Here is a 25,921-nt window from a genome sequence, read left to right as displayed (position 1 = left end):
TAAAGCTTTGATGCCCGTACAACGGAAGCTCTTACTATTGGCGTATGCGCTGTTCAAAACGGATACTCTCTACGATCCGAATTACAACAACAACAACAACAACAACACGAAAACAGAGCAGGCAGCCCTGATGGACTGCCTGCAGTAGCTCGACGGCGCAAGCCGGCGGCTTTATTCATTAAAGATAAAACTTTCCGCTCAAAAGCTTGGATCTTTACATAGCACCTCAAAGGAACTCAGCAATTTCGCCTCCGGCTCCATGGCTGAGCACACTTCGAGGTCCTAGACTGCCAATTTAGGACCTCGAAGTGTGCATTTTCCGTAGCGGAGCGAAGGATAAAATGTTCCTTTCCCTTCGGGGCTGCTTCGCGGTGAGGGTCCGGCTTCGAGTATGCGTTAGCCCTGGGGGCCGGGGGAGAGGTTTTCCGAGGCTGCTACGCAGCTGAGGTTTTTTCGCGCGGAGATCGCAGAGGAGAGGAGTAATAGGAGAGTCCTTCAGTAGGATCATCCTGTTTTCAATCCTGAAGATTCTACTCTCCGGGCCACATTCTATAATTCTCCCATTCTAATCTCTGCTTGAGTTGGGTCACCGGATTACTACCATTCCCTCCGTTAGCGGGTCTAATGCTTCGATGAGGGTTTCGAACATGGCTTCGCCTTCTTCGAGGTAAACATTGAGGAAGTTATCGGTGCGTTCCTGCAGGCCGTTTTTGGGGAAGAGCTTGTCCTTTAATTCACGGATGGTGTCGAGGGCGTCGGAGAATTTGGTTTTCTCGATGCGGCGGAGCCGCGTCTCGAACTGAGCGATGATTTTGGACTGGCGGGCGTGTTCGGCCAGAGCGGCTTTCTCCAGGGTAGGATCGATGGCGACTGACTTCAGGGCAATGCTGTTGAAGAGGTCCGAGAGTTGGGCCAACTCCGGAGCCAGGGAGAGCTCGTTGGCGGAATGTTTGGCCACGTAGTCGCGGATGATGAGATCGGGCTCACGGAAGAGCTCGCGATAGTCGAGATGGATGCGGTCGAGTTTCTTCTGGCTCTTAGCGTCGATCCAGAGGACGGAGTTGCGCCGGATGAGCATCGGGAAGTTGAGGCCGAAGGCAGCGAACTGTTCCTTCCGCTCGAGCCAGTAGGCAATCTCTCCGCCGCCGCCGATGTAAGCGAGGTTGGGAAAGATGAGCTCCTGAAAGAGCGGTCGCATAACAACGTTGGGGCTGAAGCGCTCCGGATGATCATTGAGCTCCTGACGGAACTCTGCTTCAGAGAACAGTTTATTGGTATCGAGGACGCCGTAAACGCCGTCCTGAAACACAATACGGTCGCGGCGGCCGGGGCTCAGGTAAAAAAGGTTGATATCACGGGCGTGCGCCTGCCCGGAGAAACCGGCAGCGGTGAGTTCTGCCTGTGCTTTTTCGATGAGTGGTTGGCTGAGCTGCTCAAAAATCTCCCGTTCCATTATGGGGCGGAAGGAAGCCTTGAAGGCCGGGCGGCTCATGTCAGCAACAACGAGGCCGTATTTGCCAAAGAGGTCGTGTACGAAGGCGACCGTAGCGGCGCCGTATTCCTCGTGGCTGCTGTAGGCTTTTTGCAGGCGACGGTAGATGTCGTCCGGGCTGAACTCGCTACCAATAATTTCCTGCAGGGCGCTCAGCGCAGGTGCCAGGGAAGCCGTGGAGAGCCGGGCGACGGAGCCGCCAGCTTCCGTATCCCACTCAATCATCTTTCCGTGCAGGCGGGTATGATTGATTTCTTCAAAATCATGGTCTTCGCCGCCCATGATGAAGACGGGCACAATATGTTGATCCGGATACCGCTCGTTGAGCTGCCGAGCCAGGTTAATCGTTGAGCAGATCTTATGAATGAAATACATCGGCCCGGTAAACAGACTGGGCTGGTGAGCGGTGATGACCGTGAAGGCATTGCTCTCCAACAGCCTTTGCACCTGCGTCAGCGCCGTCTCCGTATGTTTTAAGCCTGCGTACTGCTGCTCCAGTTCTTTTACCAGTAGTTGCCGGTTCGTATTGTCCTTCGCTTTGTCTTTCATCACCTGGGCAAAAGAGTCCAGACTGACCTCATATTTAAAGAAAGGCCGCAGGCTTTCCGCTGCGGTAGCGTAGGCTACGTCTCGTTTTGAAAACTGGGGGACTTCCGGGAAAGGAATACGGTCGATTGGCATGGGCGTTGGAATGTGCAGTCAGGCGGAATAACCGCTCGATAAGCGGTTAAGTTTAGCGAGCTCACTTTATCTTCGCCCCGTGCCAGATTCTACTCCCTTACCGTACGCAACTTTTGTCGACCGACTCATTGCCCGCATTATTGATGTGGCCATTGTCACGTTGCCGATTACCTTAGTAATGCTCTACGCCATTGCCGTCTTACGATCAATGCCTCTGGCATTGTTGTGTGTCGTTGCCGAAGCCGTTTATAAACCTGCCTTCGAGATCAATAGCGGACAAACCATCGGCAAGCGCCTGCGCAAAATCAAGGTCGTCAACCAAAAAGACCAGGGGGAGATCGACGCCAATCAGGGCCTGATGCGATTCCTGCCCTGGGCCGCAATTGCATTTACGTCGGTATTCATCCTGATCCGCCATTTTCAGTCGCCTGACTTTGCCGACGTTGACTCCATCGAAGCCTATCTTGTTTTCTCCCGTGAGCATGTGCTGGGCGAAAACATCATCATTGCCATCATTAACTACCTGCCCCTTTTCTCCGTTATGTGGATCTTCTCTGACCCCATGCGGCGGGCGCTGCATGACCGGCTGGGCGGTACGGTGGTGGTGAAGGAGGAAGGGTAGCCTTGTGGTCTTGTCGTCTGGTAGGCTGCCGCATTTGGGAGGGTAGTAAAGGGGGGCTGCTTTGCAGTTGAAGGGGGAACCAAATATGTGCACGGAGTTGGCTGCTTCGCAGCTGGGGATTTTGCGCGCGGAAATCACGGAGAAGAGGAGAGGGTAGCAAGGGGGGCTTTAGGCAGAGAGGCTTCAGTCTTGAGCGCGAGCGGGGCCGAAGGCTCTCGAAGCGTGGGTGCGCGGTAGCGAATATCTTGTGTAGCTTGATTTTACACATCGGATGAACTTTTGTCCGACTTCGTCAGGCCAAAAGATGCATCCGATGAGAAAATCAAATAAAAAAGGCGTTACAAAAGTGATTCTTTCACTCTTGTAACGCCTATCTCGCCTGTCTCGTGCGGTAGCCTACCAGACTACCGAACTACCTTACTCTCCCGTAGGCAGCGCCTCCACCGTAAAGGTCCGGGTAACCGGATTAAGCGGTGCTTCCACGGCCTTGCCGTCTTTCATCAGGGTGAGTTTAACGGTGTTTTCGCCCATGGGTAAACCTTTGAGGTAAAACGGACGCCATTCGGTAATGTCAAAACTTTCCTTTCCATTCACTTCTGCTTTAACCATATAGCCGTCTTCCCCGAGGGTGACGTTGACGGGGTAGAAGTCGAGCATAATGTTCTCCGTATTGGCTTTACCAACGTAGCTGCCTTTGGGCCGGCTGTAGAAAAGCATCGGCTCTTCGATGTCGGTCGTGCTGGCAAAAGCACCATCCTTTACGGTTGCCATCACCGCGCGGTGTGCGGCGTCGGTTTTGATGGATTCGTGGTAACTACGACTAAGGAAAGTAAGGATGTAGTGGTCGCCATCGGGCAGTGCCTGCTCGAAAGTTGGCTCATACTTGGCGATGTAGGGCTCATTATTGATGATCAGGTGCGCGTGCTGACCTTTACCGGAGTTGGCACACATTAGGGCATCAGCATCAGGAGTTTGCTGGGCAAACTCATAGCCGGTGGTGGTGTACATGAACTTGCCTCCTTTATATTGCCAGTCGGTGATGGCCGCATCGGGAAATTCCTGAGTAGCGGGCATGGGGCTGATGGTGACGGCCTCGCCGGACATCATGTCTCCGGCTTTGTCCATCGTTTCTCCGGCTTTGTCCATGGCATCTTCCGCCACGTTTTCCATCGTCTCGGTGGCTCCGCCACAGGAGACGATGAACAGACCGAGTAAGAGTAAAGTAAAAAAGCTGGTAATTCGCATAGTGAGTTGTGTTGGTTTAACCTAAGCCCCCAATGGAGCGTTCTCTCTATAAACGTTTAAATCAAACTAAGTTCGTGAAAACCAGCCAGGAAATTGTGGAAATGCGGGTAGACGGGATGGATTGCAATAACTGCGCCATGTCGATTCAACGATTCCTGGAACGGAAGGGATTGGAAGAAGTACTCGTTAACTTTCAGACGCGGGAAGTCCGCTATCGCCGTGATGATGAATTGCTTGACGTTGAGGGGGTCCGCTCCGGCATCCGGCGTTTGGGCTTTACGGTAGTGGAAACTCATGATGAGACCGGGCACGAGCACCACGACCACGCTCATGAGCATGAAGACAAAGCCCGTCGTCGGCTGCTGTTCTGCGCTATTCTTACGGCTCCGCTCCTGATCGGGCACCTGTTGATGACCTTTGGCGTTCATTTACCCCTGATGCACAACCGTTGGCTGCAACTGGCGCTGGCCGGGCCGGTATATCTGGTTGGCGGCCTCTATTTCGGCCGCTCTGCCCTGGCCGGCCTCCGGGAACGGATGCTCAATATGGATGTGCTCATTTTCCTCGGCGCTACGGCAGCTTTTGCTTACAGCATGGTGGGCTTCGTGTGGCAGAATCCTGATTATTATTTCTTCGAGACGGCCGCCACCATTATCACCCTCGTACTGGTGGGAAACTGGCTGGAGGCCCGCGCCGTGGAGCGTACCACAACGGCCATCAGCGCACTGACCGACCTGCAGGAGGAAAGCGCTCATGTGATGACAAAGAGTGGAACGATGGTGTCGCTGCCGGTGGAGGAAGTCCGCATCGGGCAGCACCTTCGCGTCAACACCGGAGACAAAATTCCCCTGGACGGAGAACTGATTGATGGCAATATTACCGTCAACGAAGCCATGCTCACCGGGGAGAGCCTGCCCGTAGAGCGCGGAGTGGGGGAGGCTGTGCTGGGCGGAAGCATTATTGCCTCCGGGCAAGCTACTTACCGCGTTACGGCGGGCTATAAAGACGGTACACTTGCCAGAATCATCGAGTTGGTGAAAACGGCTCAGGCCGACAAGCCCAGCCTGCAACGTCTGGCAGATCGGGTGAGTGCCATCTTTGTGCCCGTAGTGATTGGCATTGCCATCCTTACTTTTCTGCTGGGTTGGGGCACGGGCTACGCAACGGCCACTCAGGCTTTGATGAATGCCATCGCCGTGTTGCTGATCTCCTGCCCCTGCGCGATGGGCCTGGCCACGCCAACGGCCGTGATGGTAGGCGTGGGCCGGTTGGCACGACTTGGAGTATTGATACGGGGCGGTAGCACCGTGGAACGTTTCGCGGACATCGAAAGAATGGTGTTCGATAAGACGGGAACGCTCACCACGGGCGACCTGCAGGTAGACCAGTTCATGGTAAGCGAGGGAGAAGACCCAGGGGCCGTGCGCCGGCTCATCTACGATATGGAGCAGTTCTCCAGTCACCCGATTGCCGGGAGCGTACGTGCTTACCTTTTGAAAGAGGACATGAACGAAGCCGGCGGGCAGCTGACCGTGACGGAAACACCCGGTTTAGGACTGCGGGCCACCAATGAAGCCGGTGACCAATACTACCTGGGGGCCGCGCGAAAACTCCCGCCAGGGGTAGAGGTGCCGAAAGAGGCAGCCGTGGTACTGCTAAAGAACGACCATTTGCTGGCCTGGCTCAGCCTTGCCGATGAAGTGCGAGTGGGGGCGCGGACGCTGGTGCAAAGTTTGGCTAAAGAGAGCATTGAAACCATTCTCCTCACCGGAGACCAACAACGCAAAGCCGATGCTGTCGCCAAAGAGCTTGGTATTGACACCGTCTTCGCCGAACAGCTCCCCGATGAAAAGTTGCAAAAGATAGCTGCCCTCAGCGCTGAGAAACCCACCGCCATGGTCGGTGATGGCATCAACGATGCTGCTGCGCTTTCCCGCGCAGATCTGGGCATCTCTCTCGGCGGCGCCTCCGCCGCCGCCCTGGACGCCGCTCAGGTCGTATTACTCCGTGATGACCTCAGTCTCCTCACCGAAGGACGCAAAGTAGCGGCCTTAACCCTGCGTACCATCAAAGAGAGTCTCTTCTGGGCTTTTAGCTACAACATTGTCGCCATACCCCTCGCAGCCCTCGGTTTTTTGAACCCGATGTGGGCCGCACTCTTTATGGCTTTCTCCGATGTGGTGGTGATCGGGAATGCCATACGGCTGAAGGGGCGGAAAGCGTAGGGGATTCTGTAAGTGATGTTGTCGTTTGGTGGCTGAGCCCGATGCCGGAATTATTTGCTATGATCGTTACCCAGAAGGAGGAAACCAAAAAATACACAAGATTCGAAGTTTTGTATAAGTGGTAAAGGCCCCTTCAATCCTACCTTTGTATTGTCCTCTTCTTCATGAAGGCTCAAAGGAAGAAAGGATGCATTCACAAGAAATGGCAAGAAAGGCTCAGAGTAGAGCTTCCATGGTTAAGCTGTGGTAAGTGTCCGAAGCAGTGACTGGTTGTCAATGTGTTTTTTGAACCAAAACTCTTTAAAAGATCCGGATATGGACATATTACAAGCCGCCCTTGACTGGGCAAAAGCAGAACTTTTTTCAACACCGTTTTTCATTCTTTTCGGCGTGATATTCATGGCGACAAGTCTGGGCTTCTGGCAGTTGGGTAAGACGGAGTTGGCAAGGGCTTACATCATTCCCACCCTGGTGGCCGGGGCTTTGCTGTTAATCATCGGGCTCGGGTTGTTCTTTGCCAATAAATCCCGGGTCACGCAATTCGAAAAGGCTTACAACAGCGATGCATCTGCCTTTGTCGCGTCAGAACTGGAACGGACGGAAGGAACCCTGAAGGAATATGCAAACGTAGTTTTTACAGCTATTCCGGTCATCATTGCCGCCTGTGCACTGGGCCTTATATTTTTAAGTACACCCGTCTGGAGGGCGAGCCTGATCACAACTATTGCGATGCTGGTGGTTATCTTGTTGATTGATGGCAACGCGCATGCGAGAATGGATGGCTACCAAAAGCAGTTATTGTCAGTAGAAGAAGAACTATAAAAATAAGATGCAGCATTTTAAAACTCTATCGGCTTACCTAGAGTATTTGGAGCTACCTGCCCCGGAACACCCAATGTTAAGTGTCTTTTCCGCTACGGGTGACGGTTTTTTACCATGCCCTAAAGAGAGCTCCCCACCCATTACTAACGACTGCTATTCTATAAGCCTGAAGAAAGTGGTGAAGGGTAACCTGAATTACGGGAGAACAAAATATGATTTTACCAATGGTGCTTTGATCTTCATCGCTCCGAGGCAAGTACTGCAATGGGACGAGAGCGTAGTGTACGAACAGAAAGGTTTCTCTCTTAACTTTCATGAGGATTTCCTCAAAGGAACAGAATTAGCCCATCAGATAAATAAGTTCGGTTTCTTTTCCTATTCCGCCAATGAAGCCCTGCACCTGTCCCCCAAAGAGGAAAAACAGATCGAGGCGATCGTGGAAAGTATTAATATTGAGTATCAAAACAATCAGGACGAATTCAGCAAAGACATCATTGTTTCTCAGTTGAGTACTTTGTTAAAGTATGCCAACCGGTTTTATGAGCGACAGTTCATTAATCGGAAGGAGCTTTCTAACAACTTATTGGAGCAGTTCAACCGGCAACTGGATAAATACTTTAGTTCTGGGCTATTGCAAAAACAAGGAATTCCCAGCATAGAGCAAATTACGGCTGAACTGCCCGTTTCGCAGCGCTACCTTAGCGATACGCTTAAAAAGGAAACAGGAAAAACATCGACTGAGCATCTTCAACTTTACCTTATCGATGAAGCGAAGAACATTCTCCTGGATCCTCATAAGTCTATCTCCGAAGTAGCCTACGAGTTAGGCTTTGAATACCCGTCTTATTTTTCAAGACTTTTTAAAAAGAAGGAAGGACTTAGCCCAACAGAATACAGAGAACGGTACAAGATGAATTAGACCAGAACCCGTGAAGTAACAGGTATAAACAAGAAAGGTGAAAAGAGAAATTCCGTCCATACAAACAGAGCGACTTCTGCTAAGGGAAGTAGTCGGGGCAGATATTCAAAACATCTATGCTGGTCTTTCCAATCCGCTGGTTACAGAGTTCTACGGGGTCAGTTATGATAGCCTGGAGGCAACGAAAGAGCAAATGGCCTGGTACGAAAATGCACAACAGGTTTGGTGGGCCATCTGCTCCGCTGATGGAGAAACGTTTCTTGGCGCTGGGGGACTCAACGACCTCTCTTTAACGAATAAAAAGGCAGAGATTGGACTTTGGCTCCTTCCTGATTTCTGGGGGCAAGGAATAATGACGACGGTAATGCCTTTGATTTGTAGTTATGGATTTGATGAATTAGGGCTGCACCGGATTGAAGGCTTTGTAGATTCAGCTAATCAAAATTGTAGAAAGGCGATGGCAAAACTTGATTTCGAGCATGAAGGAACAATGAAGGACTGCGAGATTAAAAATGGCAGATACATTAGTGTTGACATATATGCTAAGCTTAGCAATGCAACAGATGTACGGATGGCAACCGCGTTGGTCTGACGACTAAGGTGTCAGCTTAGCCATTCAACGGACAGTTCTGAATGAAGCCGTAGTGCCTTCATCGCCCGCTGGCCTCCACCAACTCTTATCAGCTTTATAGCGTAGAGAAGACAAAACGGGGTGATAAAGTACTCTCTTGCCGGTAACTATGATGGAATAGGGATATTATTGTCTGCCCGTCTTAGGTACAGTGGCAACCGATCAATTTATATCGAAATCGATGAGTGTGTGGTGTTGAAGCTTCGCCTGATGGGATATTCAATTGATAACAGCCATCTTACCTTCCACCCTAAAGCACTAAAAATGGTTCGAGTAATTGCTGTCTTTTTAATCCTGGCTATGGCCGGCGGCCTGAGCGCCCAGCCTGACCGAAATCAAAAGTTTGCCGCTGCGGGCTACGTTGGTGCCAATTTTAGCCAGATTCATGGGGACAACTTCTTCGGCTACAACAACACCGGGCTACGTTTTGGAATTGAGACTCAGTACCTGCTGCAGCCTAAGTACTTTATAAGCGTTGGAATCGGTTTTTCTCAGGAGGGCGCGCGTCCGAACCTGCAGGAAGTAGACAAGGAAGGAGGCAATGCTACCGTTCTGAAATTAGCTATGGTCGAGATCCCCTTATTATTCAACTATCGCCTGGGGGATGAAAGAGCAACGAAAAGGAAAGATAACCATGCCTTATATCGAAGTACAACCTTACAGGCAGGGATGAAGCTGACCCGGCTAATCAGTTCCCGGACCCTAAACCGGGGCTTTTTTGATCAGCTGATTCAAAGCCCCGCTTACACGGAGGCAGAGATTGAATTTCAGGACTTTGATTTTGCCGCAGTAGCTGGTGTTACTATTCAACTCGGACTGAAAACAGCCATTTTTCTACAGCACAGCTTGTCATTAAAGGGGCTATACGCAAAGAGTGATCTGGAGCGGATTAAAGGCAGCCCCTACATGGTCTCTCAACTTCGTCCTTATTCTCTGACCGTTGGTGGGAAAATCATTTTGTACTGATGTGACGGCAGACACTAATGTGCATCACCCCCTTATTTTTTGAAGATTCCGTAAATTCGTACAGCTCACTTAGCCTGTTTCTCCTTCAAGGCCCCAAAAAATGGCTGATCAAATTACTCTTCGGGAAGGTCTGGATATTTTTCAACAGAAAAACAAGAAGTTTTTCTCCACCAGGCCCATGTCCGGGAAAGCAAGAACTTTCTTGTCATCCCACGATATCGCACACGTTGTGTTTGGCTGTGATACTACGCTTTACGGTGAAGGAGTCGTGAAAGTCTGGACGACCTTCGGAACCACCCTGAGCTTCTGGAAGGTAATTCGTGGCTACAATGAGGTCAACGCCTTTCAGCTATTCAGAGCCTACAGCTTTAGGCACATTGCGGGAAATATCCTCCGGTTTCTGTGGGCTATCCCGACGGTCATCATCAGGTCTGGGCAGATGAAGAAGCCCTGGGCCTGGTCTGATTATCAGCCTTACCTGGACAAGCCAATTGCTGAAATCAGGGAGGAGTTTAACATCAGGGTGGTGGAGTAATTGTTGATGCTATGTGACTATTTATCAGGTGTCTTACCGGTAAATTGTAACACAATTGGGATTTTCGTGTTATGAACATCCGGCGGCCATAGCCAGTATTAGATGTGGCACAAATACCTGAGAAATGAATTACATAATTATCGCTTTAAAGGTCATTGTTGGCCTCAGTATCCTAAATGTCTGGCTTGTTCAGAATAAGAAAAATACCCGCTGGCGTGGCGGAGATGCCACCACCCTCACCGAGGAGTTTAAAGCTTATGGCTTACCAGTGTGGATGATGTACGCAGTTGGTACGTTGAAGGTCATCCTTGCTCTACTGCTGATAATAAGCATTTGGTACCCCGCATTCCAGTTCTATGCGGCCCTGGGGCTGGCAGGTCTGTTGGCGGGTTCCGTGCTCATGCACTTTAAAATAAGTGACCCATTGTTCAAGTCCTTTCCCGCAGCGCTTTTTCTGACGATGTGCCTCATCATCGCTTTTGGTAATGATTTGATCTGAATCATACCTGATGGCTAATCAGCCCGAAGTAGTAAAGGCATAGATACAAATTGATGGCGGCATAGATGAAAGCAGGAGAGGATTGCCAGAAGCTATCCCTGATTTTTAGCCGTACGCCGAAACCAACCATCATCATTAAGGACAATCCCATTGCAGCAGCAGCGGCTAAGGGTGGAAATGCCCAGTAGCCTGCCAGCAGTCCCAGCCCGCCAAGTATCTGCAAATAACCCGTCAGGGCCCGTTGTTGGTCATAGCCGTACCGGATAAATTCACGCTCCATGTAAGGAGTGGTCAGGCAGGCTGTGCCGAAGAACAAAAAAGAGATGCCGGAAAAAAAGGTAACCAGAGTTGGGAGGTCCATTGGTATTGATGTGTTTAGCTGAAGTTAGCAAGCTGCAGTATGGCTTGTTCCTGCCGGCACGGAAATGTCAGAACCATTTTGGTAAGGAAAGGTTTAACCCCGGACCCCCCGTTAAATCCCGTAGAAAATGTTTGAATTACACGATGCTGGAATAAGCAAGCGCCGGCGAATTACTGGTTATGTCCTCTCTTTGCTTCCCTCTCTGGCAGTATTGGGCTCAGGGTTCATCAAGTTTTTTCCGAACGCGGAGATCCACCTGTTGCTTGAGCAATTGGGAATGGCAGACCATGCTGTTCTCATTGGTCTGATTGAAATTGGATGTGTTCTCCTTTACTGGTCTCCTACAACCAGCAATGTCGGGTTCTTTCTGTTTTGCTCCTACATTGGTGGGATCATTGTCGGGGAACTCGTCATTGGTGATTTCCCCCTGCCAGGTCTCGCAATTGGCGTAATGGTTTATGTCGGTACTATACTCCGAAAACCGTCGCTTTTGGCGTGATAGTTTTACGGTCACATTGCTTTCAATAACCATCCTCCGGACCTGCGCACCGGCGCAAAAAGAGCATGTGAATTCCGTTTACTCAGCAGTGGCCTGACGGTTTCTGTGCGCCGGAGCGCAGGTGCAAGGGAAGGGACAATAAAGCAGGGTGCTCACGAGACATCAGCCGAAGCTCGAGAACTTTTATTTGTTTTGTTTTGAAGAACATGAAACAATAACTATGTTTGATGTGTGCAAAATCCCTCTACCTACCGGGCTGGCCGTGGTGCTCAGATCAATACCGTTAATCCGTACCACAACCTTCGCTACGATGAATTGCCCGACCCGGAAGACGAACTCCGGACGGAATTCATCCCGACTCACCCAAAGACGATTCTCAACAAAATCACCAGCCCGGACCTGGGCAATGGCTATGGTCTTAATCCTTATCAGGGCTGCGAACATGGTTGTGTCTATTGTTTTGCCCGCACCACTCACACCTACTGGGGCTACAGCGCAGGTATTGACTTCGAGCAAAAGATTCTCTACAAAGACGAAGCTCCCCGACTGCTGCGCGAGGCGCTGCTTAAAAAGTCTTACCAACCCATGCCGATCATGCTGTCCGGCAATACGGACTGCTATCAACCCGCCGAGCGGAAGATGAAACTCACCCGCCAGTGCCTGGAGGTCTTACAGGATCTCCGCCACCCGGTGGGGCTGATCACGAAGAACAGTCTCATCGTTCGGGATATTGACATCCTGGAGGAAATGGCCCAGGACGATCTCGTTCATGCCTGCCTGAGCATCACGACGCTCGACGAAGACGTTAGGCGAGTGCTGGAGCCCCGCACGGCGAGTATTGCCCAGCGCTTCCGCGCAGTGGAAGAACTGGCGCTGGCCGGTATTCCGGTTACGGTCAATATTGCCCCCATTATTCCCGGGTTGACCGAACACGAAATTCTGGGCATTGCCGAACGCGCCCGCAACGCCGGTGCCCGACGCATCGGTTATTCCATCGTCCGGCTCAACGATCAAATCGGAGAGATTTTTACCAACTGGGTCCACCAGGCCTTGCCCGATCGGGCGGAGCGCATCCTCAATCGCATTAAAGATTGTCGGGGAGGGACCCTTGAGGAAAAACGCTTTGGCCATCGTCATCGGGGAGAAGGGCAGATCGCCGAGATGATTTGGCAGCAGTATAAGTTGGCCGAACGAATGTATTTCCCCAACGGAAAGGCAGAATGGCCAGCTTATGACTTTTCAGCTTTTGAGCTGTGCCGGAAGCCGCAGCTACGCCTGTTTTAATAAGATTTGATGGGCTGATCATCGAAGACCGCAGAATTTGAATAGTGTTTGCACACCTAAATAGTGCTCATTGACGGAAAAGAACTTACTTTTGTGACAATCCATTGTTTGATCAGTGGATGACTAAGGTGCTAATGCGCCTTCATACTTACTCGATCCTTCAATAGCCTTCAGTCTGCTTTGAAGTGGTTTTACCAGATTATCCCTGAAAATTAGCTGTTATGAATGCCGCAGAGATATTTAGAGGTGCTGGTTTGAGCCAGGAGGAACTGGACCATATCGAGGCTGGTTTTAAAGAGGTTAATTATGAAAAGGGAGACGTCATTCTGGATATTGGAGATGCCGTCAAACACCAGTATTACGTCCAAAGTGGGTGTTTACGAGTCTTCTTCATCGATAAAAAGGGGAGGGAGCACACCCTGCAATTTGCGGTAAAGGATTGGTGGGCAAGCGATTACACGGCCTACTTTACGGGGGGGATTGCCATCATGAGCATCGAGTGCATTCAGGATGCAGTTTTGTATCAAACCTCCAGATCAACGATGGAATCACTTTTTCAGGAGTTTCCACGTCTTGAGAGTTTTTTTCGCAAAAAGCTGGAGCGAGCCTTCGCCACGTTTCAAAAGAGAATCCTTTCGAACCTGGCCAACTCGGCGCAGGAACGCTACCTCGCCTTTCTGGAGGATTACCCGCAAGTGGAAAGACACGTGAAAAACTATCACATAGCCTCCTACCTCGGTGTAACTACTGAGACCCTGAGTCGAATTAGAAATGAGATCGCGAAAACGGCAGAGAAGGAGTAGTTCGCCGGTGATATAGGATGCTTTCCTACTTCAGTTGTCACACAAAATCAAGTAATTAGTACAGCTATGGTTGCCAGGAAAATATTCAAAGACTTGGATTTAAGTAAGGCCGATTTAGATCTGATCGATTCAAGATTAGAGAAGGTTTCTTACCGGAAAGGAGACATCATCCTAAAGGTGGGGGAGGAGGTGCCCTATCAGTATTACGTTGAAGACGGTTGCTTACGCACCTTCTTCCAAGATAAAAAAGGCAAAGGGCACACCCTGCAGTTTGCGGTAAATGACTGGTGGATCAGCGACTATACGGCTTTCATTAATTCAAGGAAAGCTATCATGAATATCGAATGTATTCAGGATGCTACCGTTTACCGTATGACCTATCAGCAACTGGAGTCGATCTATCGTGATGTGCCCCAGGTAGAGTCTTTTTTCCGGAGAAAGCTGGAAAGGGCCTTCGCGAGTTTCCAGAACAGAATCCTTTCTACCATGGCGGATTCTGCCCAGGAGCGATACCTTTTGTTCCTGAAGGCTTACCCCGAAGTGGACCGCAGCGTAAAAAACTATCATATTGCCTCCTATCTGGGCATTGCAACCGAAACCCTGAGCAGGATAAGAAAGAGGTTAGCGAAAGAGTAAGGGAGGACCTGGCAGGAATTTCCCGGATCCACTTTTTTTTGCCATCTTATCATAGATCAATTTTTACTTCAGGTCTCAGCCATAATTTTGCCGGTATAACAGAACAAGAGGGGCCCTCCCTTACGTATACCTAATAAAATAATGATGAAAAATTTCCAGTTTAAGAATCCGACCAAAATAATTTTTGGCAAAGATCAGATTAGCAAATTAGCTGATGAAGTCCCAGAAAACGCAAAAGTTCTAATGCTTTACGGCGGCGGGAGTATTAAGAAAAACGGCATTTATGATCAGGTCGTGGCTGCCCTGGATGGGATTGACTATGAAGAGTTTGGTGGCATTACTGCTAACCCGGAGTATGAGACCTTGCTGGAAGCGCTGGCCATCGTCAAAGCTAAAAACATCGACTTTCTACTGGCCGTTGGTGGAGGCTCCGTGATTGACGGTGCCAAGTTTATTTCCTCCGCAGCATTATATGAAGGAGATGAACCCTGGGATATTCTCAGTAAGCGCATCCGGACGAGTAAGGGCATCCCGCTCGGTACGGTATTAACACTGCCGGCAACCGGCACGGAAATGAATTCCGGAGCCGTCATCACCAGAGCCGAAACCCAGGAGAAACTTTCGATGGGCGGAGAAGGCCTGTTCCCGGTTTTTTCCATCCTCGACCCTTCAGTGGTAGCTTCCGTTCCACAGCGCCAAATTGCTAACGGGCTGGCGGACGCCTTCACCCACGTGTTGGAGCAGTACATGACCTATCCGGTCGGGGCCCTGCTACAGGATCGCTTTTCGGAGAGCATCTTACAGACGCTGATCGAAGTTGCACCGGTTATTCTGGATAATCCGGCAGACTACGAAGCCGCCGCCAGTTTCATGTGGAGCTGTACAATGGCGCTCAACGGACTGATCCAGAAAGGAGTGCCGACGGACTGGGCCATACACATGATGGGCCACGAGCTAACGGCGCTCTATGGCATCGATCACGCCAGAACACTGGCCATTCTGACGGCCTCTCATTACACCCATAACCTGGAGGCGAAGAAGGAAAAATTAGCCCAGTATGCAACGCGCGTATGGGGCATTACCGAAGGTACTACCGAAGAGAAAGCCAAAGCCGGAATTGAAAAAACGACGGAGTTTTTCCAATCTCTGGGCATTAAAACAAAGTTATCGGACTATACCTCCGAAAGCGAAGGCACGGCAGCTAAAGTTGCTGACCGCCTCGCCGCCAGAGGGATGACTAAACTAGGAGAAAAAGGCATCGTTAGCCCTGCGGATGTGGAGCAGATTGTCGAAATGTCCTACTAAATCCACCTAACTGATTTCTGTATCAGCGGACTAAGCACTCGTCCCCTGCTACCGCTACCTAAGCCCCGGGTACTATGCCCGAGGCCAGACCCCTGAAGGGTAAAACCAAAATAATCAGTAGCTGCGCCTGGCGGAGCTGCTTCCTTTACGAACAACCAAAATTATTTAAAAATGAAAAAGATCTTATTTGTACTGACCAGCCACGACCAATTGGGAGACACCGGAGAAAAGACCGGCTTCTGGGTGGAGGAATTCGCCGCGCCTTACTACTTTTTGAAAGATAAGGGTATGGATATCACCCTGGCGTCCCCTAAAGGTGGTCAGCCGCCCATTGACCCTAAAAGCGAAAGCCCGGATTCACAGACGCCGGCAACGGTTCGCTTTTATGCGGATAAAGAGACTCAGGAAGTACTGGCTAATACCGTGAAGTTGTCTTCAGTTTCAGCCGAGGACTATGACGCCGTATTCTTCCCCGGCGGCCACGGCCCGCTGTGGGACCTGGCGGAGGATAAAAACTCGATTGCCCTCATTGAGGACTTCTATGGTAGTGGTAAGCCGGTAAGCGCCGTTTGTCATGCGCCAGCCGTTTTCCGGCACACGAAAGGAGCGGATGGCCAACCCCTGGTGAAGGGTAAAAAGGTGACCGGGTTTACCAACTCCGAAGAGGAAGCCGTGCAGTTAACGGACGTCGTTCCCTTCCTCGTCGAGGATATGCTCAAGCAGAATGGCGGCCAGTATTCCAAAGGAGATGACTGGGCAGCTTATGCCGTGGAAGATGGCCTGCTTATCACCGGACAGAACCCTGCCTCCTCCGAAAAGGTGGCGGAGCTGCTACTGGAGCAGTTAGGCTAAACCTGCCATTAGCAGACTAAGTTTCCGTTTTCAGGCCACCGTAGTGATTTCTGCGGTGGCCTGTTTTGATTCCGGGGCACCAGCGCCCATTGGCGAGCTCAGGCGGGGCCGCGGGTGCAATGATGGTTGAGAAAATAGCGGTGTTTTCAAGCCCCATCCTCTGCTCCAAAAACTTCCCCCTGGACCTGCGTCCGCGCCCTAACAATTTACCTGATACAAACGTTCCTCCCAGGAAGCCCAACCAATATGAATCACCTGCAACAAGAACTCCTTCTCCCCGGTGGGAGCCGCCTCTCGAACCGCCTCGCCAAATCGGCGATGAGCGAAAACCTGTCCGACCGCCAGCACGCTCCCTCAAAGACGCTCATTAATGCTTACCGCAAATGGGCTGAAGGTGGAGCCGGCTTACTCATCACCGGAAACGTGATGGTAGACAGCAAAGCCATTGGCGAACCCAGGAATGTTGTGGTGGAAGACCGCAGCAACTTCGAGCTACTCCAGGCCTGGGCCAAAACGGTGGAAGGCACCGGTACGCACCTCTGGCCGCAGATCAATCATCCCGGCCGGCAGGCTATGGAGCAGGTGAATGCAGAATTAGTCGGGCCCTCAGCAGTGCCCCTGCGCCTGGGCGGGCGCAAGGACGCCACCGGGAAAATCCCTCGCGCCATGACGGAGGAGGAAATCCTGGCGACCATTGATGCCTTCGGCCGGACGGCAGAAATCCTTAAAGACGCCGGTTTCACCGGCGTGCAAATCCACGGCGCTCACGGATATCTGGTCAGCCAGTTCCTTTCCCCCGATGCCAACGTCCGGGAAGACCGTTGGGGCGGAAGCCTGGACAACCGCGCCCGCTTCGTACTGGAAGTCTACCGTAATATTCGCAGCAGAGTGGGGGAGAGCTACCCCATTGGCATCAAGCTGAACTCCGCCGACTTTCAGCGCGGCGGCTTCACGGAAGAAGAATCCATGCAAGTCATCCGTCTCCTCTCCGCCGAAGGCATTGACCTGATCGAAATTTCCGGGGGTACCTACGAAGCTCCTGCCATGATGGGCGCCCGCCGTGACAGTACCGCAAAACGCGAGGCCTATTTTATGGATTACATCGAAAAGGCCCGCCAAATAACCGATACGCCCCTAATGCTTACCGGAGGCTTCCGCACCGCCGCAGGGATGGAGGAGGCTGCCGCCTCCGGCGCATTGGACGTCGTCGGGCTGGCCCGCCCTTTCACCCTCTACCCAAACTTACCCGAAGAGATTTTCTCCGGAAGCCGGCAGGAATTCCCCGCTCAGCATCAGACGACGGGCGTAAAGGCCGTCGACGGTTTTATGAACATTATCTGGTACGAAGCCCAGATCAAACGCTTGGGGAAAGATAAAGCTCCCCGCCCGGAGCTAAGTGCCTGGGGGGTGTTTCTTTCCTATTTGTGTTTGATATTGGGGAAGAAATTCTTTTAGGATAGAGCCTATTACTTTTTACTCTCTCGTGGGGGGGAGAATATTGGTCTGTATTTTAAGAAGACGTACGGCGCTGTAATGAACACTAATCGTTTGTCTGAAGTGATTAACGCTACGTGGAGCAGGTTGAGAAGTGGTATGAACGCCAGCCAGGTACTTGCTACATCGTCATGTTCGTCAATGCTCTTCACATCAATGTGGCTCCCTATTGATGCGCTTAATCAGGTGTAGGGCTTTATCCAAAATAGTTTCGAATATTAAACGATTTTGTAATAATTAAATATGTTATGTACATTTGCAATGGTAAATCGTGAAATTCGGTTTACTGTAAACTGTAAACTTGCAGGCATGTCAAATGGTCTGCTGATTCTTCACCTTAATTTATTAACATGAATTCTTTTTTTCTATGCTCTTTCTGGGTTTATTTTCCTCAGCTTTAGGGCCAGTAGCAGTCGCAAATAACTCTCCACAACCGGTTTCCTTTGAGATCCTCGACAGGACTATGTCAACAATCAAGGTTTGTACAGGGAAAGGAGAGAGTAAAGAATGCACTAGGACTGAATACGAAGATGGTGCAGACTGCTTTATTCTTATAGATGATGGTGGTACCGTCACTAGTGGTAAGGATTGCTAGTTGTATTGATTTCTCAATCAGGCTACTATAGAGATTTAATGTCCTTCTTAGTGAGATTTTGAGTTAAATACTTCGAAATACGGAAGTAAGTGCGTTATTTGACTTCTGAAATGAACCAGAGTAACGGACTTCACTTCCGTATTGTTTTTAAGTTGTCATAGCTCTATGGTAATGGCTGTGAATTGGTAATTTATTTCTAATTCAAAATGTAAATATTTTGACGGTTGCCTTCTTATAGGTAGCTTGCAATCTATTGTACTAATTTTACACGAGCTGTAACATTGATGAGGCTCAAAAAAGCCATCATAATTTATAGAAAATCACGAATATTTTTTTTGTCTTAAAAATCAAATTGAGTGGTTTTTAACTCAAAATTAAATCCAAAAAAAATATGTTAAGCAAATTTTTTCTAACGTGTATGTTGCTTACTGCAGGAGTTGCGCATAGTGTACTATATGCTCAGGATGTCAAGATTGTATACGAAATGAAACAAGGTGTATTAGGGGATCTTCCGTATGAAGAACTAAATCCTATTCCTGACTTCTCTATTCTGGCAAAAAGGTACAGCCTGGTTTTATCTGGTGATAAGTCAAGGTTTTCATATGACAGTCTGATGCTCAAATACGTAAGCAAAACAGGGACTTATAAAGGCAGATATACATCGGAAGTTTCCTACAAAAACTTTAGTGACGGAACTTTTTTATACAGGACTGGGCAGATGATTGATGGGTACGGAATATCTGGTAAGTTAAATATTATCGGTCAGGAAAAAACATGCCGTTTTACGCTCGAACCTGAATACAGGGTTGTTGCAGGATTCAAATGTCAAAAATCGGTTAGTTGTAAGGGTAGTGAAGCGTGGGTGACCACCGAAATTCCTTATATAGATGGCCCTTTCGATGAAGGGGCTCCTGCTCCAGGCATGGTATTGTTATACAGAAATCAGGATTATGAAATAAAGGCAATAGATGTATCCACGGGTGATTTTGGCTTTGAGGTGCCTTCACTTGAACATTCTGACCCAGACGATAGGGCAAGCGTATTTCGCACAATTGAAGAGCGTAAAGATATGGGGCCTGATGAGGCAATAATTGTCGATAAGAATGCCCCTTCCGGTGTTTGGCTTGTATTTCCCAAGTAGAGGTGATGAATTGGTTGGTCGTCTGTGTTTTCCTTGTTTTGAGCCTCACTATTCCTTGTTTTGCTCAGACTTGCATGGTGGAGGGCATGGCTCATTTAGGAGGTAGCAGGGATGGCAGAGTAACGGTTCAGGCTTTGGACAGTACTAAAGTACGATTGTTAGGCTTCAAGGTCTCTGATGAAAGGGGGCAGTATCGATTTGATCAGGTTCCGGCGGGGAAGTTTGCCATTCGCTTATCACAGCTAGGTTACCAGGATACGGTGTATGAGCTCAACTGCGCTGAAGGAGGTGCCTTGACGCTTGGCCCGGATACCCTTGTGCCCTTATCGGTTGATTTAGATGAAATTTCAGTAATTGACCGGGCGGTCATTTTACAGCGTAGGGGAGATACAACGCAAATTGATTACGAGCGTCTTGAAAGGGGCCATGAACAGTCCGTTACGGATATACTGGAGTCTGTACCGGGATTAGAGCTTCAGGCGAATCGCTACAAATTTGAGGGAAAGTCCATTGATTTGGTGTTGATCGATAACCTCAACCTTTCCGGGGAAGACCAGAAAAAACTGACAGATGGTATTTTCTATGATTACATAGATGGTATACAGATAGTAGAGAACTATACTCCATTAGGACGGATAAACCCGGATAGCAGTAATACCCAAAGAGTATTAAGTATCAGCTTGCGAAAGGAAAGCCAAAACACGGGACAATTGAGCCTTCGGGCGATTGGGGGCTACAACCGCGTTTATCATTTGGGGGGTAGCTATCTGAATGTGGGCCCTGGTCGAGGTTGGCGTGTTGAGGTAGCTGGCTTACAAAATGATCAGGAAATACGGAAGGGTGATGACGGGGGGCTGGAAGACTTAGTAAGAGAGGGATTGTTTAGTCGGCAGTATGTCTGGCTCAGGCCCTTTGAATCCAACTTTAGCCGTAACCTACCTATACCTGAAGGGCAATCTACCAGGCAGCAGCAGTTCCAACTATATTATGAAGCCAAACCTGCGAGTGGGGATCGGCGACTGAATGCACATATCAAATTCGAGCACACAGATGGCGTAACGGAGCAAGAGGGAGTCCGAAATTATTTTCAACAAGGCACCCAACTGAACGTACGGGGAGTGGGCATGCCCGGTAAAGTAGCCATCAATGCTAAAATGGACTTTGCTGCTACTTTAGGCAAGTACGGTGAACTAGAAGTGCGCCTTCCTCTAAACACAGACCGTCAGCGATTGAGTCAGACAGAAAGCTTGTTATTAACCGGTAGCCAGTTCAATAACCGTCAACAAGAATCGAACAACCACATCAATCTGCGCCCTTTCTATCAGCTTAAGTGGAATTATTCTTCTGGCTGGTGGTTGTCCGTGTTTGGACGAGGGAGTGTGGATCGGTTCGACAAGGCGCAAACAATACAGAGTAACGATTCTATCGCGCTACCTAGTGAGTTTCTGGCTGGCCAGTCTCAGTTTTTATCCCTGCAGCAGTCCGAATACCAAGGTGCCAGCATGGAAAATCACCTGCGGCTGAGTCGAAAATTTGGTGAATTATTAGTGGAGGCCGATGCCGCTTCTCTGGTTTATCAGGACGATTTAGAGGTGGTAACGGCTGCTGCGGACCAACGACCATTTTCGGGACAGAGCAGGTGGTCTCTCGCTGCTAATTCTTTATGGCTACGTGCGCGGATGGACCATCAGAAAATTCGATACAGTCTGAGAGCTAATGTCCAGACCTATCAAACGGCTACAGCACAGCAAAAGGCCAGCGGTTTTCGTATTGACCCGGGCTTTTTTTTTCTCTATAAGTTGAGCAGAAGTCTCCACGTTTCAACCAGCTATCAGGTAGGAATTCAACTACCCAATTTGGAGCAAACCAATACCCTGGCACTACAGCAAAGTCAGGTAGAGCTTTCGTCTGGAGGTATTACATCTATTCGTCCGACATTAAAAAAGACCCTTGCTCTCTCCTTTTTTAAACCAATAACGGCTTCTTTAGGAGGAGGGGCACTATTTAATCTCAAATTTGCGTACAGTCCCGCTTATCAGGCTCCCCGGCCTGTTACCCGGCAATTTGATCGCTTCCAGGTAACTACTTTCTCCTACGCAGAAATAAATAATGAGTGTGTCGGTGACTTGTTTTTTTACAAAAACAACCGAGCGTCTTCTTTTCAACTTAAGCTATTTATAAACAGCTCTTCTTTTCAACTAGACGATACAGCCCTATCTGACAGGTTTATCTCACTCAGTGGCGGGGTGACTTTTAAAGATATCGGTAGCTTTCTTATGGACATAAGGACGGAGGCCTTTTATCAAAACAGAAAAGTTGTTGATGGCTTTTCAAATGAGAGTATTACGATTGTACCTCAGATTGGTGTCAGGTACGTACGTCCCGGAAGTGTATTAGCGATTTACAATAATTTGAGGTACAACGATTATGGAACTGAAACGAATACTTATTTCCAGTTCGATGTAAAGTATACACGTAAAAAGGTTTTCAGAAACGTAGAGCTTGTTCTCCAGGCAGTAGACCTGTTTAACCTGAATGCTGATACTCGGGCTTATTCAACGATCAGTCAAAATTATTTCGAAACCCGTACGGTACGTGTTCTCCCCGGTAGATTACTGCTTGGCTTAAAGTGGTACGTACACCGGTAGTTTGGTCCTTAGTAATGGAATATTTAATTAATAGAACAAGACTTAAGTCCCCGGAAAATTGTAAATTCAAATTCACTCCTGAAGCCTTCCGACAAACAATTAGTGCAAATCAATGATCAACAGCTGCGCAGCAATCATCTTCGCACATCCGGCCAGTCAGGAGTGGGATTAGAAGCTAAGCCCTGCGCAAAAGCCTCCTTAGACCTGTGTGATAACCTTAGCGCAACTTGGTGGTTATAAAATAAAAGTTGCACCGCGACCGCTCTGCCGAAAAACCCATCATATAGCGCTCCTCTTTTTCCTCTGCTCCTTCTCGCTATTATGCGCGCACTAAATTTTGTCGTGCAGCCACCTCCTCCTCAATCGGAGGGAAGTCACACAATGATCATCACTCAAAATCATTACTTTGTGCGGTAGGAGAGCACCTTCGCTCGGGTCTCTCGCCTCAATCAATGTACCTAAAAAAACACAATGAAAAACCAATTCCTGTTATTTACCCTCCTGATCACCGCCTGCTTCAGCCAGGTAACCGCCCAGGAGGCCGTCAACGAAGACCTCAATACCATCATCCGTAAGCATGGCCTTGACCAGAGCAAGGCCCTGGAAATTGCTGGCTGGATGACCGACGTCTACGGGCCGCGCCTCACCGGTTCACCCATGCTGGACAAAGCCACCAGCTGGGCCGAAAAAGAGCTCAAAGACTGGGGCATGAAGAATGTTCACCTCGAAAGCTGGGGCCCCTTCGGCCGCGGCTGGGAGATGTCTAACTTCGAGATGCACGCCAATGCACCAGGCTACTGGCCGGTCATTGCTTACCCTAAAGCCTGGTCTCCTTCCGTAAAGGGAACCGGCGAGGTTGTTTACATGGATGCCTCTACTGAGGAAGACCTCGCTAAATTCAAAGGTAAACTCAAGGGTAAGTTTATCCTGCTGGACACCATTCGCGAAGTGAAAGAAATCTGGGAACCCAACGCTAAGCGCCACGACGCGGAGAGTTTGCTCGGGCTGGCCAATGCGCCAGTGCCAACGCCCCGCCCACGCCGCAACTACAACCTGAACGCCCGGAGTTTCCGTACTGCGCTTTGGAAAATGATGGAAGACGAGCAGCCGCTGGCAATTCTTGACCGCAGCTACAAGGGCGACCACGGCACGGTATTCGTCTCCGGAGCGCGTACGGCTGAGGGTCGGTCCCGGGACAAGGACAAAGCCGTCGTTCCACAATTCACCGTAGCCGTTGAGCACTATAACCGCATCCTGCGTAACCTCCAGCGCGGTGTTGAGGTCAAGCTGACCGTTGACCTGGCAGCCACCTACACTAATCCGGACGAGATGGAGCACAACATCATCGCCGAAATCCCCGGTACGGACCTGAAGGACGAAGTCGTCATGTTCGGTGCTCACTTCGACTCCTGGCACACGGCTACCGGTGCAACGGATAATGGAGCCGGCTCCACGGTAATGATGGAAGCGGCCCGTATCCTGCTGGAGACCATCAAAGAAAGCGGGGTGAAACCCCGCCGGACACTCCGCCTCGCCCTCTGGACGGGAGAAGAGCAGGGCCTCCTCGGCTCGCGCGGATACGCCAAAGATCACTTCGCAGAATTTGCTCCCGGTACCTACACGCCCCAGAGCCTGAAGCCGGAGCAGGAGAAAATCTCTGCTTACTACAACCTGGACAACGGAACGGGAAAAGTGCGTGGCATCTACCTGCAGGGCAACGAAGCCGTTGCACCGATCTTCCGCGCCTGGCTGCAGCCATTCAAAGACCTGGACGCCAATACGGTCAGCCTCGGCAATACTGGCGGTACGGATCACCTGACCTTTGACGCGGTGGGCATCCCCGGTTTTCAGTTCATTCAGGAGCCGATGGCCTACTTCGCCCGTACGCACCACTCCAACATGGATAACTTCGATCATCTCTCCGGAGACGATCTTGCCCAGGCAGCGACCATCATTGCTTCCTTCGTAATGCATACGGCCATGCGGGACGAGATGCTACCACGGAAGGCGCACGAGTTAGCCAAGCCTACCGCTTCTGGCGGGAAGTAAGCCCGGCCTAAGTTGCTTCCAGTAGCGACCGGCCAAAGTAACTTCCAGGCGTGCTATCCATTTTTAGCACATTTTGGAATAAGCTTTGGCCGGTCGTTTTTATTAAGAACACGACCTTTTTGCTTAGCATCTTTAGCCTTGGTCTATTTGCCCTGAAAATAAACACCCATCCATGAATTTCATTAGCCTGAAAGCAATCCTTCTTGTTCAAATAATCTTCTTTTTGGGAAGTAGTAATCCGCTCTCTGCCCAGCGTTTTACCATTCCAGATTTGGTAGTGGGAGAGAATGATTCTTTTGTCGATGTGCCCGTTTACATCGATTGGCCGGACTCATCAGTAAGCATGCAATTGAGTATTCTTTGGGACTCCGCTTACCTGAAATTTGACACCATTACATTTTCTCCGACGCTCTTAGAAGCAGGCTCTACTCTTTATAACGTTATCAGAGAAAGACAGCTTAGGGTGTTGATGACGCCATCGTTAGGTGGTATTAATATCATTCAGGCGGAGAAGGATTCTCTGGCCTTTTTCATTACTTTTAGAATTATTAAAGAGCTTCCGGGAGGGACCGAAATTTGGTTTAACCCCAATTTCCCTAACGTGACTACAACTTATTCCTTAAACGAAACGGATGCTGTTGTGACAAGTGGCTCTGTTACCTATCCGGGACGTTCCGTTAGTAGTCAAAACGCTAGGGTCAAGGCTTCCGGGGTACGGGTTTTTCCTAATCCGGCCAGTTACCGGATTTGGGTAACGGGCCTGCCATTTGGAGAGATATCACCACCGGTGCAACTGTATGATCAATTGGGGCGGGTCTTTTGGTCGGGCGAACTACTGAATGGAGAAATGCGTCTTCCGGATTCTATCCCTAATGGTTTTTACTGGCTTAGTATTCATGCAGGGAGGCAAAGCATTGTTAAGCCGATAATGGTGAGGCGGTAGTACATTTGTTTATGCTTGTTTTTCCGCAATTACGTACCGAACGACTCACGTTGAGAAAGCTTGCAGTCGAAGACCTGCCGGCCCTGGTCCGTTATGCCAACGACCCTGCCGTGGGGGGGAATATCGTGAACATTCCCTATCCCTATCGCGAGCCTGATGCCGCTTTCCGCATTGGGGCCGTCCTGAAAGCTTTCAACGCTAAAACGGGCTTCATCTTTGCGATGATCCACAAAGACCGCCAGGAGCTGATCGGGGAGATTAGCCTGCATCTTCTTGATAAAGTTAACCCTCATGCCCAGCTAGCCTATTGGACAGGGGAGCCTTTTCGTAATCAGGGCCTGACGACGGAGGCCGTGGCCAGCGTGCTGGAATTTGGTTTTGACACCCTTAATGTTGATCTCATCTACGGCGACTGCAAAGAAGAAAACATCGCTTCCGCCCGGGTTATGATGGCGAATGGGATGAAGGAACATTCCCGGCGGGGCAGTCTGGTGGTGTACGCTATTGAAAAGGAGCGTCACCCGGTGTAGGCTGCTTTGGGTGCGTGCTCCGGTAATCCTTCCCTTGCACCTGCGGTCAGCGCTCGCCAAAGTGCTTGTGCTCATATAGGAGAAACTTCCACGAAGAAACCCCATAAAACCATTGCTTAGCGACAGGCCGCAAAAAAACAGCAC

23 protein-coding genes are annotated in these 25,921 nt (G+C 49.9%); 20 read left to right on the top strand and 3 right to left on the bottom strand.

From position 1 onward, the window contains the following. Positions 1-586: 586 nt before the first annotated feature. Entirely contained in the window at positions 587-2,173 is a 1,587-nt protein-coding gene (gene bshC, locus BM123_RS13095) for a bacillithiol biosynthesis cysteine-adding enzyme BshC (protein ID WP_090169212.1), read from the bottom strand. Positions 2,174-2,252: 79 nt separating this feature from the next. Between bshC and BM123_RS13090 the strand changes: the two genes are divergently transcribed. Then, positions 2,253-2,795: an RDD family protein gene (locus tag BM123_RS13090; RefSeq protein ID WP_090169210.1), complete on the top strand. Its 543-nt coding sequence runs from the start codon at positions 2,253-2,255 to the stop codon at positions 2,793-2,795. 417 nt (positions 2,796-3,212) lie between these two features. Here BM123_RS13090 and BM123_RS13085 read toward each other — a convergent pair whose 3' ends face one another. Further along, on the bottom strand, positions 3,213-4,040 hold the full coding sequence (locus BM123_RS13085) for a hypothetical protein (protein ID WP_090169209.1): 828 nt from the start codon (positions 4,038-4,040) through the stop codon (positions 3,213-3,215). A 32-nt stretch (positions 4,041-4,072) separates the two neighbouring features. Here BM123_RS13085 and BM123_RS13080 point away from each other — a divergent pair, with 32 nt between their 5' ends. From BM123_RS13080 to BM123_RS13050, 7 genes are all read left to right on the top strand, one after another. Further along, entirely contained in the window at positions 4,073-6,265 is a 2,193-nt protein-coding gene (locus BM123_RS13080) for a heavy metal translocating P-type ATPase (RefSeq protein WP_245748540.1), read from the top strand. Between the two features lie 315 nt (positions 6,266-6,580). Continuing rightward, complete coding sequence (locus tag BM123_RS13075; protein WP_090169207.1) at positions 6,581-7,087, top strand: hypothetical protein; 507 nt, start codon at positions 6,581-6,583, stop codon at positions 7,085-7,087. A 7-nt stretch (positions 7,088-7,094) separates the two neighbouring features. After that, positions 7,095-8,006 (top strand): helix-turn-helix domain-containing protein, encoded by a 912-nt coding sequence (locus BM123_RS13070; RefSeq protein ID WP_090169205.1) that lies wholly within the window; start codon positions 7,095-7,097, stop codon positions 8,004-8,006. A 37-nt stretch (positions 8,007-8,043) separates the two neighbouring features. Further along, positions 8,044-8,598, top strand: coding sequence for a GNAT family N-acetyltransferase (locus BM123_RS13065; protein WP_090169203.1), 555 nt, complete (start codon positions 8,044-8,046; stop codon positions 8,596-8,598). A gap of 120 nt (positions 8,599-8,718) precedes the next feature. Beyond that, entirely contained in the window at positions 8,719-9,603 is an 885-nt protein-coding gene (locus BM123_RS13060) for an outer membrane beta-barrel protein (protein ID WP_139211880.1), read from the top strand. 100 nt (positions 9,604-9,703) lie between these two features. Further along, entirely contained in the window at positions 9,704-10,138 is a 435-nt protein-coding gene (locus BM123_RS13055; protein ID WP_090169200.1) for a Coq4 family protein, read from the top strand. A 124-nt stretch (positions 10,139-10,262) separates the two neighbouring features. Further along, on the top strand, positions 10,263-10,637 hold the full coding sequence (locus BM123_RS13050; protein ID WP_090169198.1) for a DoxX family protein: 375 nt from the start codon (positions 10,263-10,265) through the stop codon (positions 10,635-10,637). Between the two features lies 1 nt (position 10,638). Here the strand turns inward: BM123_RS13050 and BM123_RS13045 are convergent, their stop codons facing one another. Further along, positions 10,639-10,998, bottom strand: coding sequence for a DoxX family protein (locus BM123_RS13045; protein WP_090169196.1), 360 nt, complete (start codon positions 10,996-10,998; stop codon positions 10,639-10,641). Between the two features lie 127 nt (positions 10,999-11,125). On the opposite strand from BM123_RS13045, the gene BM123_RS13040 reads away from it, so the two are divergent. From BM123_RS13040 to BM123_RS12985, 12 genes are all read left to right on the top strand, one after another. Further along, a complete protein-coding gene (locus BM123_RS13040) occupies positions 11,126-11,497 on the top strand; it encodes a hypothetical protein (protein ID WP_090169194.1) in 372 nt (123 codons plus the stop codon). A 231-nt stretch (positions 11,498-11,728) separates the two neighbouring features. Continuing rightward, positions 11,729-12,781 (top strand): PA0069 family radical SAM protein, encoded by a 1,053-nt coding sequence (locus tag BM123_RS13035; protein ID WP_090169192.1) that lies wholly within the window; start codon positions 11,729-11,731, stop codon positions 12,779-12,781. Positions 12,782-13,002: 221 nt separating this feature from the next. Further along, positions 13,003-13,584, top strand: coding sequence for a Crp/Fnr family transcriptional regulator (locus BM123_RS13030; protein ID WP_090169190.1), 582 nt, complete (start codon positions 13,003-13,005; stop codon positions 13,582-13,584). Positions 13,585-13,677: 93 nt separating this feature from the next. Continuing rightward, a complete protein-coding gene (locus BM123_RS13025; protein ID WP_217642164.1) occupies positions 13,678-14,220 on the top strand; it encodes a Crp/Fnr family transcriptional regulator in 543 nt (180 codons plus the stop codon). A gap of 144 nt (positions 14,221-14,364) precedes the next feature. After that, positions 14,365-15,525, top strand: a complete 1,161-nt coding sequence (locus BM123_RS13020; RefSeq protein WP_090169184.1) for an iron-containing alcohol dehydrogenase — start codon at positions 14,365-14,367, stop codon at positions 15,523-15,525. A gap of 171 nt (positions 15,526-15,696) precedes the next feature. Continuing rightward, complete coding sequence (locus BM123_RS13015) at positions 15,697-16,377, top strand: type 1 glutamine amidotransferase domain-containing protein (protein WP_090169182.1); 681 nt, start codon at positions 15,697-15,699, stop codon at positions 16,375-16,377. 246 nt (positions 16,378-16,623) lie between these two features. Beyond that, positions 16,624-17,832 carry an NADH:flavin oxidoreductase/NADH oxidase family protein gene (locus tag BM123_RS13010; protein ID WP_090169180.1) on the top strand — a complete coding sequence of 403 codons (1,209 nt, stop codon included), beginning with the start codon at positions 16,624-16,626 and terminating at the stop codon, positions 17,830-17,832. A gap of 1,025 nt (positions 17,833-18,857) precedes the next feature. Continuing rightward, positions 18,858-19,607, top strand: coding sequence for a hypothetical protein (locus BM123_RS13005; protein ID WP_139211879.1), 750 nt, complete (start codon positions 18,858-18,860; stop codon positions 19,605-19,607). Between the two features lie 5 nt (positions 19,608-19,612). Beyond that, complete coding sequence (locus tag BM123_RS13000) at positions 19,613-22,255, top strand: peptidase associated/transthyretin-like domain-containing protein (protein ID WP_090169177.1); 2,643 nt, start codon at positions 19,613-19,615, stop codon at positions 22,253-22,255. Between the two features lie 471 nt (positions 22,256-22,726). Continuing rightward, positions 22,727-24,304, top strand: coding sequence for a M28 family peptidase (locus BM123_RS12995; protein ID WP_090169175.1), 1,578 nt, complete (start codon positions 22,727-22,729; stop codon positions 24,302-24,304). A gap of 172 nt (positions 24,305-24,476) precedes the next feature. After that, positions 24,477-25,247 carry a T9SS type A sorting domain-containing protein gene (locus BM123_RS12990; protein WP_090169173.1) on the top strand — a complete coding sequence of 257 codons (771 nt, stop codon included), beginning with the start codon at positions 24,477-24,479 and terminating at the stop codon, positions 25,245-25,247. Between the two features lie 50 nt (positions 25,248-25,297). Further along, on the top strand, positions 25,298-25,777 hold the full coding sequence (locus BM123_RS12985) for a GNAT family N-acetyltransferase (RefSeq protein WP_175489372.1): 480 nt from the start codon (positions 25,298-25,300) through the stop codon (positions 25,775-25,777). Positions 25,778-25,921 lie beyond the last annotated feature (144 nt).

Source organism: Neolewinella agarilytica, from assembly GCF_900110645.1.
Lineage (GTDB): Bacteria > Bacteroidota > Bacteroidia > Chitinophagales > Saprospiraceae > Neolewinella > Neolewinella agarilytica.
This window is presented reverse-complemented; position numbering and strand designations above follow the sequence as displayed.

Bases quoted from the DNA above. Each gene is read 5' to 3' on its own strand.
- BM123_RS13005 (WP_139211879.1), top strand. From the start codon at position 18,858: ATGTTAAGCAAATTTTTTCTAACGTGTATGTTGCTTACTGCAGGAGTT.
- BM123_RS13055 (WP_090169200.1), top strand. From the start codon at position 9,704: ATGGCTGATCAAATTACTCTTCGGGAAGGTCTGGATATTTTTCAACAG.
- BM123_RS13030 (WP_090169190.1), top strand. From the start codon at position 13,003: ATGAATGCCGCAGAGATATTTAGAGGTGCTGGTTTGAGCCAGGAGGAA.
- BM123_RS12995 (WP_090169175.1), top strand. From the start codon at position 22,727: ATGAAAAACCAATTCCTGTTATTTACCCTCCTGATCACCGCCTGCTTC.
- BM123_RS13070 (WP_090169205.1), top strand. From the start codon at position 7,095: ATGCAGCATTTTAAAACTCTATCGGCTTACCTAGAGTATTTGGAGCTA.
- BM123_RS13080 (WP_245748540.1), top strand. From the start codon at position 4,073: ATGGAGCGTTCTCTCTATAAACGTTTAAATCAAACTAAGTTCGTGAAA.
- BM123_RS13045 (WP_090169196.1), bottom strand. From the start codon at position 10,998: ATGGACCTCCCAACTCTGGTTACCTTTTTTTCCGGCATCTCTTTTTTG.
- BM123_RS13085 (WP_090169209.1), bottom strand. From the start codon at position 4,040: ATGCGAATTACCAGCTTTTTTACTTTACTCTTACTCGGTCTGTTCATC.
- BM123_RS12990 (WP_090169173.1), top strand. From the start codon at position 24,477: ATGAATTTCATTAGCCTGAAAGCAATCCTTCTTGTTCAAATAATCTTC.
- BM123_RS13020 (WP_090169184.1), top strand. From the start codon at position 14,365: ATGAAAAATTTCCAGTTTAAGAATCCGACCAAAATAATTTTTGGCAAA.
- BM123_RS13000 (WP_090169177.1), top strand. From the start codon at position 19,613: ATGAATTGGTTGGTCGTCTGTGTTTTCCTTGTTTTGAGCCTCACTATT.
- bshC (WP_090169212.1), bottom strand. From the start codon at position 2,173: ATGCCAATCGACCGTATTCCTTTCCCGGAAGTCCCCCAGTTTTCAAAA.
- BM123_RS13040 (WP_090169194.1), top strand. From the start codon at position 11,126: ATGTTTGAATTACACGATGCTGGAATAAGCAAGCGCCGGCGAATTACT.
- BM123_RS13075 (WP_090169207.1), top strand. From the start codon at position 6,581: ATGGACATATTACAAGCCGCCCTTGACTGGGCAAAAGCAGAACTTTTT.
- BM123_RS13010 (WP_090169180.1), top strand. From the start codon at position 16,624: ATGAATCACCTGCAACAAGAACTCCTTCTCCCCGGTGGGAGCCGCCTC.
- BM123_RS13015 (WP_090169182.1), top strand. From the start codon at position 15,697: ATGAAAAAGATCTTATTTGTACTGACCAGCCACGACCAATTGGGAGAC.
- BM123_RS13050 (WP_090169198.1), top strand. From the start codon at position 10,263: ATGAATTACATAATTATCGCTTTAAAGGTCATTGTTGGCCTCAGTATC.